The sequence below is a fragment of the Erwinia sp. L03-1 genome, from assembly GCF_058686115.1.
In genome coordinates, this window is the sequence record NZ_CM178762.1 from 855371 (window position 1) to 867662 (window position 12292).

Annotated in this window: 8 protein-coding genes; 7 read left to right on the forward strand and 1 reads right to left on the reverse strand. The window is 56.9% G+C overall.

What is annotated here, in order from left to right:
- Positions 1–189: 189 nt before the first annotated feature.
- The 5 genes from AC4PCC_RS03930 to AC4PCC_RS03950 all read left to right on the forward strand — a co-directional run bounded on the left by AC4PCC_RS03930 (position 190) and on the right by AC4PCC_RS03950 (position 5801).
- Positions 190–1536, forward strand: coding sequence for an MFS transporter (locus AC4PCC_RS03930; protein ID WP_492126471.1), 1347 nt, complete (start codon positions 190–192; stop codon positions 1534–1536).
- Positions 1537–1545: 9 nt separating this feature from the next.
- Positions 1546–2883, forward strand: a complete 1338-nt coding sequence (locus AC4PCC_RS03935) for an enolase C-terminal domain-like protein (RefSeq protein WP_492126472.1) — start codon at positions 1546–1548, stop codon at positions 2881–2883.
- Between the two features lie 18 nt (positions 2884–2901).
- Positions 2902–3672: a 2-dehydro-3-deoxyglucarate aldolase gene (gene garL, locus AC4PCC_RS03940; protein ID WP_492126473.1), complete on the forward strand. Its 771-nt coding sequence runs from the start codon at positions 2902–2904 to the stop codon at positions 3670–3672.
- 20 nt (positions 3673–3692) lie between these two features.
- A complete protein-coding gene (gene garR / locus AC4PCC_RS03945) occupies positions 3693–4577 on the forward strand; it encodes a 2-hydroxy-3-oxopropionate reductase (RefSeq protein ID WP_492126474.1) in 885 nt (294 codons plus the stop codon).
- A 75-nt stretch (positions 4578–4652) separates the two neighbouring features.
- Positions 4653–5801 (forward strand): glycerate kinase, encoded by a 1149-nt coding sequence (locus AC4PCC_RS03950; protein WP_492126475.1) that lies wholly within the window; start codon positions 4653–4655, stop codon positions 5799–5801.
- A gap of 36 nt (positions 5802–5837) precedes the next feature.
- Here the strand turns inward: AC4PCC_RS03950 and barA are convergent, their stop codons facing one another.
- A complete protein-coding gene (gene barA / locus AC4PCC_RS03955) occupies positions 5838–8558 on the reverse strand; it encodes a two-component sensor histidine kinase BarA (protein WP_492126476.1) in 2721 nt (906 codons plus the stop codon).
- 117 nt (positions 8559–8675) lie between these two features.
- On the opposite strand from barA, the gene rlmD reads away from it, so the two are divergent.
- Entirely contained in the window at positions 8676–9992 is a 1317-nt protein-coding gene (gene rlmD / locus AC4PCC_RS03960) for a 23S rRNA (uracil(1939)-C(5))-methyltransferase RlmD (protein WP_492126477.1), read from the forward strand.
- 31 nt (positions 9993–10023) lie between these two features.
- Complete coding sequence (gene relA, locus AC4PCC_RS03965) at positions 10024–12255, forward strand: GTP diphosphokinase (RefSeq protein WP_492126478.1); 2232 nt, start codon at positions 10024–10026, stop codon at positions 12253–12255.
- Positions 12256–12292 lie beyond the last annotated feature (37 nt).

Genomic DNA, 12292 nt, shown 5'->3' on the forward strand with positions numbered 1-12292 from the left:
CCGATGTATTAGCCAGCCCGCCTTCATATAATTTTTCATACATCAGAACGATGAGTTATTTGTGCGTAGCGTAATGACTATTCTGCAAAATAATCGCTGTCTTTAACCCAATATCATTCTGATACCCAACGCGATGTGTATGCCTTACAGAGTGAATGTTGCCAGGTCGCTATATTTCGGGAGTAGATAATGAATTCAGTCAGCAGTGCCGCGAGCGCCGTACAAAAAAGAACAAATGCCCGCTACTGGATAGTGGTGATGCTATTTATCGTTACCTCTTTCAACTACGGAGACCGCTCGACAATTGCCATTGCCGGTTCCGCCATGTCAAAGGATATTGGCCTTGATCCTGTGGGGCTTGGCTATATCTTCTCAGCATTTTCATGGGCTTATGTAATAGGCCAGATCCCAGGAGGCTGGCTACTGGACCGATATGGCTCAAAGCGAGTTTACTTCTGGAGCATATTTCTCTGGTCGCTTTTCACGTTCCTACAGGGATTTGTCGACCTGTTTAGTGGTTTTACCATTATCGCCGTGCTGTTTGCGCTGCGATTTATGGTCGGGCTGGCGGAGGCACCCTCTTTCCCTGGCAACAGCCGCATCGTTGCTGCCTGGTTCCCCGCGCAGGAGCGTGGCACCGCCGTCGCCCTGTTCAATTCAGCGCAGTATTTTGCCACGGTCATTTTCGCGCCAATCATGGGCTGGCTGACCTCAGCCGTTGGCTGGGCGCACGTCTTCTGGTTTATGGGTGGGCTCGGGATCGTTATCAGCTTTATCTGGCAGAAGGTTATTCACGATCCCAACGATCATCCCGGCGTCAATAAAGCCGAGCTGGAATATATGGAGCAGGGCGGGGCGCTGATTAATATGGATCAACGCAGTGCCGTAGTGCGCAGCACCGGCTGGGGTGAGCGGATACATCAGATTAAACAGCTGGTCAGCTCGCGGATGATGTTGGGTATTTACCTTGGACAATACTGCATCAACGCCCTGACCTACTTCTTTATTACCTGGTTCCCGGTCTATCTGGTGCAGGCGCGGGGTATGTCCATTCTCAAGGCCGGGATGGTGGCGGCTATCCCCGCCATATGTGGTTTTTTAGGCGGCGTGCTGGGCGGCATTATTTCAGACTGGCTGATGCGTAAAACCGGGTCGCTGAATATTGCCCGTAAGACGCCGATTGTGCTCGGTATGCTGCTCTCGGTGTCGATGGTGGTCTGTAATTACGTTGATACCGAATGGGTAGTGGTCTTCTTTATGTCGCTGGCGTTCTTTGGGAAGGGGATAGGCGCGCTGGGCTGGGCAGTTATGGCCGATACGGCGCCAAAGGAGATCAGCGGACTCAGCGGCGGCTTGTTCAATATGTTTGGCAACGCCTCGGGCATCATCACGCCTGTTGCTATTGGCTACATCATTGCGACCACCGGCTCCTATAACGGCGCGCTGGTCTATGTGGGCATCCACGCCTTTGTGGCCGTACTGAGCTATCTGGTGCTGGTCACTGACATTAAACGTATTGAACTGAACTCTCTGTAAGGACAGGTTATGAATACGCAAAGCAGTCCGGTTATAACTGATATGAAAGTGATCCCGGTGGCGGGCCATGACAGCATGCTGCTGAACATCGGCGGCGCACACGATCCCTTCTTCACCCGCAATATCGTGGTGCTCACCGACAGCGCGGGGCATACGGGCGTGGGTGAAGCACCCGGCGGTGAAACTATTTATCAAACGCTGATGGATGCCATTCCCCAGGTGCAGGGAAAGGAGATCGCGAGGATGAACCGGCTGGTGCAGAACGTCCATAAGGGCAGCCAGTCCGACGATTTTGACACATTTGGCAAAGGAGCCTGGACCTTTGAGCTCAGGGTGAATGCCGTTGCCGCGCTGGAGGCGGCGCTGCTCGACCTGCTGGGACAGTGGCTGGGGGTGCCGGTGGCGGAACTTCTTGGGCCGGGCAAGCAGCGCGATGAGGTCAGGGTACTGGGTTACCTTTTTTACGTCGGCGACCGCGAAAAAACCGACCTTCCTTACCTTGAGGGCGAATCGCGCGGCCATGACTGGTATCACCTGCGGCATCAGCAGGCGATGGACAGCACAGCGATCGTGCGGCTTGCCGAAGCCGCTCAGGACAGGTATGGCTTTAAGGATTTTAAGCTCAAGGGGGGCGTACTGCCTGGCGAACAGGAGATTGAGGCGGTCAGGGCGATGAAGAAGCGCTTTCCTGATGCGCGAATAACCGTGGACCCCAATGGTGCCTGGTCTCTTAATGAAGCGATCGCCCTGTGCAAAGATATGAACGGTATTCTGACCTATGCCGAAGACCCCTGCGGTGCGGAGCAGGGCTATTCCGGACGTGAAGTGATGGCCGAATTCCGCCGCGCAACTGGCCTGCCGGTTGCCACCAATATGATAGCCACCAACTGGCGGGAAATGAACCATGCGGTGATGCTCAACGCCGTCGATATCCCGCTGGCGGATCCGCATTTCTGGACGCTAAGCGGCGCAGTACGCGTCGCGCAGCTCTGCGATGACTGGGGACTGACCTGGGGCTGCCATTCTAACAACCACTTTGATATTTCACTGGCGATGTTCACCCACGTCGGCGCGGCTGCGCCGGGTAAGCCGACGGCCATTGATACCCACTGGATTTGGCAGGAAGGCGAGCAGCGTCTGACCAAAGCACCCCTGCAAATCCGTAATGGCAGCATTACCGTACCTGACGCGCCAGGGCTGGGCATTGAGCTGGACTGGGCGAGGGTAGAGCAGGCCCATGCCCTGCATCAAAGCCTGCCCGGCGGCGCACGTAACGACGCCCGGGCGATGCAGTATCTGCACCCCGGATGGACCTTCGATCGCAAACGCCCCTGCCTTGTGCGCTAACTTTTTCAGGAGTCACTGATGAGCTATATAAGCAATCCAAATGGTTTCCGCCAGCGTCTGCTGGCGGGAGAAACGCTAATTGGCAGCTGGTGTGCACTGGCCAGCCCAATCTCTACCGAAGTGCTGGGGCTGGCCGGGTTCGACTGGCTGGTACTTGACGGCGAGCATGCACCAAACGATATCACCACCTTTGTACCGCAGCTGATGGCGCTTAAAGGCAGCGTTAGCGCGCCGGTTGTTCGCCCGCCATGCAACGAGCCGGTCATTATTAAGCGGCTGCTGGATATTGGTTTTTCCAACTTTCTGATCCCCTTTGTTGAAACGCAGGAGGAAGCCGTGCGGGCGGTGGCCTCAACGCGCTATCCGCCCCTGGGGATCCGCGGCGTTTCCGTTTCGCATCGCAGCAATATGTACGGCACCGTGCCGGAGTACAACAGCACGGTTAATGACAACATTACCGTGCTGGTACAGATCGAAACGCAGCAGGCGGTGGATAACATTGATGCGATTGCAGCCGTCGAGGGCGTGGATGGCATTTTTGTCGGGCCTGGCGACCTCTCGGCCGCGCTGGGTTATCTCGGCCAGCCTGCACACCCCGAGGTGCTTGAGGTGATCAGGCATATTTTCGAGCGGGCAAAAGCGGCGGGTAAGCCGAGCGGCATACTTGCCCCGGTTGAGGCCGACGCGCGCCGTTACCTTTCATGGGGAGCGGGTTTTGTCGCGGTTGGCAGTGATGTGGGTGTCTTCCGTAGCGCCACGCAGGCCCTGTGCGATCGCTTTAAGCAATAATTCCCCTAAGGAGAAGCAAGATGAAAATTGGCTTTATTGGTCTGGGTATCATGGGTAAGCCCATGAGTAAAAATCTGCTGAAGGCAGGCTATTCGCTGGTGGTTCGCGATCATAATACAGAGAGCGAAGCCGAACTGGTTAGCGCAGGGGCCGTAGTGGCTAAAAGTGCGAAGGCGGTGGCGGAGCAGTGCGAGGTGATTATTACCATGCTGCCTAACTCTCCGCACGTCAGGGAGGTGCTGCTGGGGGAAGAGAGCGTTATTCAGGGCGCCAGGCCCGGCACCATTGTGATCGATATGAGCTCCATTGCCCCGCTGGCTAGCCGGGAATTTCACCAGGCGCTGGCGAAGAAAGAGATAGCGCTGCTGGATGCACCGGTAAGCGGTGGCGAGCCCAAAGCCATTGAAGGTACGCTGTCGGTCATGGTGGGCGGTGACAGGGCGCTGTTTGATAAGTGCTATGAGATTATGAAAGCGATGGCAGGTTCCGTGGTCCACACCGGTGATATCGGCGCGGGTAACGTCACCAAGCTTGCCAATCAGGTGATTGTCGCGCTGAACATTGCAGCCATGTCAGAAGCGCTGACGCTGGCAACCAAAGCCGGGGTGGATCCGCAGCAGGTTTTTCAGGCGATTCGCGGCGGGCTGGCGGGCAGTACGGTTCTGGATGCGAAAGCGCCCATGGTGCTGGCGCGGGACTTCAAACCCGGCTTCCGCATTAACCTGCATATCAAGGATTTAGCCAATGCGCTTGATACCTCGCATGAAGTGGGCGCACAGCTGCCGCTGACGGCGGCGGTGATGGAGATGATGCAGATGCTGCGCGCCGACGGGCTGGGGGATGCCGATCATAGCGCGCTGGCTTGCTATTATGAGAAGTTAACCAACGTTGGAATTACTCATTAGCATCCTGTCCCGGCCTGCTGACAGGCCGGGATCTGACTCGCTGGCTAAGGCCGGTTCACAGCGCCCGGATAACGTATGAAAATAGTAATCGCACCGGATTCATATAAAGAGAGTTTATCTGCCCAGCAGGTCGCCGTGCAGATTGAGCTGGGATTTCGTGAAATTTTTCCTGCTGCGGAGTATGTCAGGTTGCCGGTCGCAGATGGCGGCGAGGGTACGGTTGAGGCGATGGTCGCCGCAACGAACGGAACCTTCGTTACGCTCAGCGTGACCGGGCCGCTGGGCGAGCCCGTCGAGGCATTCTACGGGCTATCTGGCGATGGCAGCCGGGCTTTTATTGAAATGGCGGCGGCGAGCGGACTGGAAAAGGTGCCGGTCAGCCGCCGCGACCCGCTGATCACCACCTCATGGGGAACGGGAGAACTGATCCGTAACGCGCTCGATCGGGGCGTTGAGCATTTCATTATTGGCATCGGCGGTAGCGCCACCAATGATGGCGGCGCAGGGATGTTACAGGCACTCGGTGCCCAGCTGCTGGACAGCCAGGGAAAACAGATTGGCTTCGGCGGCGGCCAGCTGGCGCAGCTGGCTGACATTGATTTGAGCAAATTCGATCCGCGTATTAAACAGCGTCGTTTTGAGGTCGCATGCGACGTGACGAACCCCCTGCTGGGCAAGGAGGGGGCTTCCGCCGTTTTTGGCCCGCAAAAGGGCGCCACGCCAGAACTGGTCAGCCAGCTTGATGCCGCGCTGGGCCACTATGCCGACGTGATCAAGCGCGAGCTGGATATCGATGTGCTGCAACTGCCGGGCGGCGGCGCAGCGGGGGGAATGGGCGTGGCGCTGCATGCGTTTTGCCATGCGGAGCTGCGGCGGGGTATTGAAATCGTTACCGAAGCGCTGGGTCTGGATGAACTGGTCAGGGATGCAACGCTGGTGATAACCGGTGAGGGGCGCATCGACAGCCAGACCATTCACGGCAAAGTGCCGATTGGCGTCGCGCAGGTCGCAAAACGCTACAACAAACCGGTTATCGGTATTGCAGGCAGCCTGACCGATGACGTGGCGGTGGTGCATCAGCATGGGTTAGATGCCGTATTCAGCGTGATCTACAGCATCTGTACCCTTGAGGAAGCGCTGGAGAACGCGGCGGAAAACGTGCGTATGACGGCGAGAAATATCGCCGCCTCACTGGCCATCGGCCAGCAGATGCCGCGCCCCTGAGGGCGCAAATGGCGGTGGGACCGTAAAGGCAGGCCCTTACCGATCCAACCGCTCTCTGGCAAGTCGGGCCACATTTTCGATTTCATCAAGCAGCTCAAAAAGCTCAGGTTCGGTTCCCTCTATGTGAGGATTGTTCCGCAGGCTACGATCCAGCTGCTGACAGAGCTGCTTCATACGCGGTACGCCACTGTAGCTGGCGCTCCCGTGCAGCTTATGAATGATATCGCGCAGTCCCGGCACGTTATCCTCAGCCATATAGCGCTCCACAAGCACCCGCACTTCCGGCAGAAAATCGACCAGCATTTGTAACAGCTCACGCGCCAGATCGGGCTTGTTCGCGGCCTGACGGAGCGCCAGCTGCCAGTCAAGCGAAGCGGAGACATCAGGGATTTTGACTAAAACCGGAGGCTTAACCGACGAGTAGCGTGCCAGCAGCTGGCTGAGACGCTCCTCATCAATCGGTTTAGCCAGGTAGTCATTCATGCCCGCCTTTATAAACTGCTCTTTCTCACCGTCCAGCGTGTGCGCCGTAACGGCCACAATCGGGGTGGAATAATGCCGGGGAAGCTGACGGATGATCTCACTGGCACGGATGCCATCAATTTCGGGCATCTGAATATCCATAAGAATAATATCCAGTTCGCGATCCTTCGCCATGCGGATGGCATTCTTACCGCTGTCGCACAGAACAATATGCTCAACCTGTTCTTCCAGCAGGGCACCAATCAGCTTCAGATTGGCAGGATTATCATCCACCGCCATCACCGTAAGCGGCAATCGCTGGCGCGGCACCGGGAAGGGAACCACGCGGGAATGATGGTCGATCAGGACGGGCAGCAGGCGAGTCAGGGAAACGGGCTTAATCAGGCAGGCGCTCACGCCACGGGCCTTGAGCTCTTCCGCATAAACCTGCATCTGGCAGGGAAGCGCCATAATCACGTTGTCAGCCCGCTGCAGCGCCGGAAGCAGGTCCTCTGACTCAATCTCAGCCTCGTGGGTAACAGGAAGACCTAACAGGAGCGCGTCATAATGGCTTTCTGCCAGGCCGTTGAGCGTGGCGCTGTAGCTGACGGTCATCTGCGTCGCCTCCAGCATCGTCAGGGTTGCCTGCGCGGCGGCCTCATTGGCTTCCACATAGGCCAGCCTTTTGCCCTGCAGGCACTCCATGGCGCGCGGATCGCTTGCAGCATTAGGATTAAGCGCCAGATCAACATTGAACCAGAAGGTCGACCCCTGGTTTAGCCGACTGTGGAACGAAATTTCACCGCCCATTTCATTCACCAGCCGCTGCGTGATCACTAACCCCAGCCCGGTACCGCCGTGGCGGCGTGAAATACTGGCATCTGCCTGACGAAAAGCCTGAAACAGCTGGGACTGCTGCTTTTCAGAAATACCGATGCCGGTATCATGGATCTGCACCTCAAGATCGACCCGGTTATTGCTGAGGGAGCGTTTTTCCACGCGAATATCAATGTTGCCGCGTTCGGTGAATTTGATGGCATTACCCAGCAGGTTAACCAGTATTTGCTGCAGGCGTAGCGGGTCGCCAATGGCATTATCCGGCACGTCATGCTGAATGCTCAGGGTGAGCTCCAGCCCCTTCTCATGCGCTGACTGAGCCAGCAGCACCACCACCTCATCCAGCGTAGCGCGCAGCGGAAAGGGGATGGTTTCCAGTATCAGTTTGCCGGCTTCCAGCTTGGAAAAATCGAGTACGTCATTGATGATACTCAGCAGGTTATTGGCCGAACGCTCGATGGTATGAAGATAGTCACGCTGGGTAACGTTAAGCGACGTTTTCAGCGTTTGTCGGGTGAAGCCAATCACTCCATTCAGCGGGGTGCGCAGTTCATGGGACATATTGGCAAGGAACTCGGATTTAATCCTGGCTGCTTCCTGGGCGCGCTTCTTCGCCAGATCCAGCTCGACGTTCTGGATCTCCATCTGCTCCAGCGTTTCACGCAGATCGGAGGTCGCCTGATCGATATTCTGCTGCATCTCCTCGTGGTAGGCGGTCAGGGACATCGCCATGGAGTTAATGCCGTTCTTCAGCATATCGAGCTCACCCAGCATAAAGCCGGAGACGCGGCTGTCCAGCTGGCCGCGACGGATGCGGTCAACGGTGCTGACCATATCGCGGATGGGCCCGGTGACATTACGCATCAGGCGGTAGGCAAACAGCATGGCAAGACAGAGGCAAAACAGCAGCATCAGCGTGGAGATAAACACCTCCTTGTACTGCTGAAGCCGGACGGACTGAAGATCAAGTTCGATGGCGACATAGCCCAGCGGGTTGCCGGTAGGCTTGGCATCGTCGCCGGGCGACTCATCAGGAAAGTAGCTTTCAGACACAATCGGCGTACGCAGGATCACCACGCTACCTTCGCGTTCATAGGTCAGGGTGGCCGGGAGCTTTTCTCCGTCGGGTACGCGCAGCCTGGACGGGCTGATATGAAAGTTCGAGGTGACGAACAGCTGGTTCTGTGCATCAAAGACGGTAATTGCGCGAACAATTTCCGAATGGCGACGGTGCAGCAGGCTGACCAGCTGGCGCACCGACTCGCGGCTGTGGAAGGTCATGCCATACTCACTGGCAACCGCCAGTGGTTCAATAATATTGGCACCGGCATCCACCAGCTGGCGATGAAGTTCGTTATAGCGATGCACCACGAAGAAGGTGCTTAGCATCAGCCCAATCATCAGGGTGGGGGCCAGAATCAAGATCATCATGCGTGCCCGCAGGCTATATTTGGTCATAATCTTCCTGAAGCACGTAATAAACCAGCTGACGCGTCACGCGGGTCGAATTAATCCGATCGCTGGTGTAGGCTACGCACGTTTTTTCGCTCACTACTTTCGGAATGAAACTGAATAATGGCGCAATTCTACTCTGCAAAACGCCGCGTGACGACCCGCCAGATCGTGACGACGATGGTATATGAGCTGGACGGGGCAGGACAGGGCGTAGCCAGGCACAATGGCAAGGCGCTTTTCATCAATGGCGCGCTGCCGGGTGAACAGGTCGAGGTTGAAATTGTTGAAGATAAACGCGCCTGGGCCAGGGGGAACGCAAAACGTCTTCTCTCTACCAGCCCGGAGCGGGTGACCCCTGCCTGCCCGCATTTCAGCCAGTGTGGCGGCTGTTCACAGCAGCATGCCTCCCCGGCACTGCAACAGCGCAGCAAAGCACAATCGCTGGCAAGAATGCTGGGACAGGCGACCGGGCAGCCCGTAGAGGTGACGCACATCATTGCCGGCGAGTCTTATGGCTATCGCCGCCGCGCGCGACTGGGGCTCTCGTGGCACCGGCGCAGTCAGACATTGCAGATGGGTTTCCGGCGGTCCTCTTCAGACGAGCTGGTCAATATTACCCAGTGCCCTGTTTTGAAGCCCGAGCTTGAAGCATTAATCAAACCCCTGCACCAGGTATTGAGCAGCCTGCAGGCGAGCGACCGGCTGGGCCACGTTGAACTGATTCAGGCGGATAACGGCACGCAGCTGGTTTTACGTCATCTTGACCCGCTCGGCGAGGAGGATCTTCGCAAACTGGAACGCTTTTCGCATATTCATCAGATTGCATTATACCTGGCGCCGGACAGTGATACGCTTGAGCAGGTTAGCGGCGAGATGCCTTATTACCGGCTCGACGATCTGACGCTGACGTTTAGCCCACGCGGCTTCATTCAGGTCAACGCAGCGTTGAACCAGCAGATGGTGCACCAGGCGCTGGCCTGGCTGGATCTGCACCCTCAGGATCGTGTACTGGACCTGTTCTGCGGCATGGGGAATTTTTCGCTTCCCGTGGGAAATTATGCAGAAAGTGTTATCGGTGTGGAGGGGGTGACTGCGTTGGTAGAGAAGGGTGCGTATAATGCCGCACTGAATAATCTAAACCATGTCACCTTTTATCAGCATAATCTGGAAGAGGACGTGGCGCAGCAGCCGTGGGCTGCACAAGGGTTTAACAAGGTATTACTGGATCCGGCACGGGCTGGCGCGGCAGGCGTAATGAATCACATTATTAAACTTGCGCCGGAACGGGTAGTTTATGTTTCCTGTAATCCGACTACACTTGCCCGGGATTGTCAGATTCTTCTGACAGCGGGCTACCAATTGGAACGGGTTACACTGCTTGATATGTTTCCACATACCGGGCATGTAGAGTCCATGGTGCTGTTTAGCCGAAAATAGATCCCCGGCAGGGGGGACGCCAGGAGAGGTTATGGTTGCGGTAAGAAGTGCACATTTGAATACGGCTGGCGAGTTTGCGCTCGACCAATGGATCACCAGTTTGGGGATCTCTAACCAGCAGTCATGTGAACGACTGGCCGATACCTGGCGCTACTGCGACGAGGCGACCCGCAATCATCCGCATGCCGCGCTGCTGCTGTGGCGCGGCGTCGAGATGGTCGAAATTCTCTCCATGCTGAGTATGGATAACGAAAGTCTTCGCGCGGCGCTGCTGTTCCCTCTGGCCGATGCTAACGTTGTTTCCGAAGCCGTGCTGGAAGAAGAGTTCGGTAAGGCCATTGTCTCGCTGGTGCACGGCGTGCGTGATATGGACGCCATCCGTCAGCTTAAGGCCACGCACAATGACTCCATGGCCTCCGAACAGGTCGATAACGTCCGGCGCATGCTGCTGGCAATGGTGGAAGATTTCCGCTGTGTGGTGATCAAGCTGGCGGAGCGAATTGCCCACCTGCGGGAAGTCAAAGACGCGCCGGAAGATGAGCGCGTGCTGGCGGCGAAAGAGTGTACAAACATCTATGCGCCACTGGCGAACCGTCTGGGGATTGGTCAGCTGAAGTGGGAGCTGGAAGATTTCTGCTTCCGCTATCTTCATCCGGACGAATACAAACACATCGCAAAACTCCTGCACGAAAGACGCATCGATCGCGAAGACTATATTGACACCTTCGTCGGATCCCTGCGCACGGAAATCGTGAAGGAGGGGGTGAAAGCCGAGGTTTATGGCCGCCCGAAGCATATCTACAGCATCTGGCGCAAAATGCAGAAAAAGGCGCTGACCTTTGATGAGCTGTTTGACGTGCGGGCAGTGCGCATTGTTGCCGAACGTTTACAGGACTGCTACGGCGCGCTGGGCATTGTTCATACACTCTATCGCCACCTGCCCAGCGAGTTCGACGATTACGTAGCAAACCCCAAGCCCAACGGCTATCAGTCGATTCATACCGTGGTGTTGGGGCCGCAGGGCAAAACGGTTGAAATACAGATCCGTACCCGGCAGATGCATGAAGACGCTGAACTCGGCGTAGCCGCTCACTGGAAGTATAAAGAGGGCGGTACCAGCGGCGGCAGCGCACGCGGGGCCTCAGGCCACGAAGAGCGTATTGCGTGGCTGCGTAAGCTGATCGCCTGGCAGGAGGAGATGGCCGACACCGGAGAGATGCTCGACGAGGTGCGCAGCCAGGTCTTTGACGATCGGGTCTATGTGTTTACGCCAAAAGGCGATGTGGTCGACCTGCCTGCGGGTTCGACACCGCTCGATTTTGCCTACCACATCCACAGCGACATCGGTCACCGCTGCATCGGGGCGAAAATTGGTGGGCGCATTGTGCCGTTCACCTACCAGCTGCAAATGGGCGATCAGATTGACATTATCACCCAGAAGCAGCCTAACCCGAGCCGTGACTGGCTTAACCCGAATCTTGGCTACGTCACCACCAGCCGCGGCCGCTCCAAAATCCACGCCTGGTTCCGTAAGCAGGACCGCGATAAGAACATCATTGCCGGCCGTCAGATCCTCGACAGCGAACTGGATCAGCTTGATATCAGCATTAAAGAGGCTGAAAAGCTGCTGCTGCCGCGCTATAACGTCAACTCCCTGGACGAACTGCTGGCATCGATTGGCGGCGGTGATATTCGCCTCAATCAGATGGTCAACTTCCTGCAATCGAAGCTGAATAAGCCGAGCGCGGAGGAGGAGGATCGCGAAGCGCTTCGCCAGCTTGCTCAAAAATCTGCTGCGCCACGCAGCAAGGAGAGCGGACGCGTGGTGGTTGAGGGCGTCGGCAACCTGATGCATCACATCGCTCGCTGCTGCCAGCCGATCCCCGGCGATGATATTGTCGGCTTTATTACCCAGGGGCGCGGCATTTCTATCCACCGCGCCGACTGTGACCAGCTGACGGAGCTGATGTCGCACGCACCCGAGCGCATCGTGGATGCCGTCTGGGGTGAAAGCTACTCGAGCGGCTATTCGCTGGTGGTGCGGGTGACGGCTAACGATCGCAGCGGGCTGCTGCGCGATATCACTACCATTCTGGCGAATGAGAAGGTCAACGTGCTGGGCGTCTCAAGCCGCAGCGACACCAAAAAACAGCTGGCTACCATCGATATGGACATTGAAATCTACAACCATCAGGTGCTGGGCCGCGTGCTGGCGCGGCTGAACCAGGTGCCGGACATTATCGACGCCAGACGACTGCATTAACCTCCCTGGCCTGGCCGCAACGATCGGCCAGGCTGCT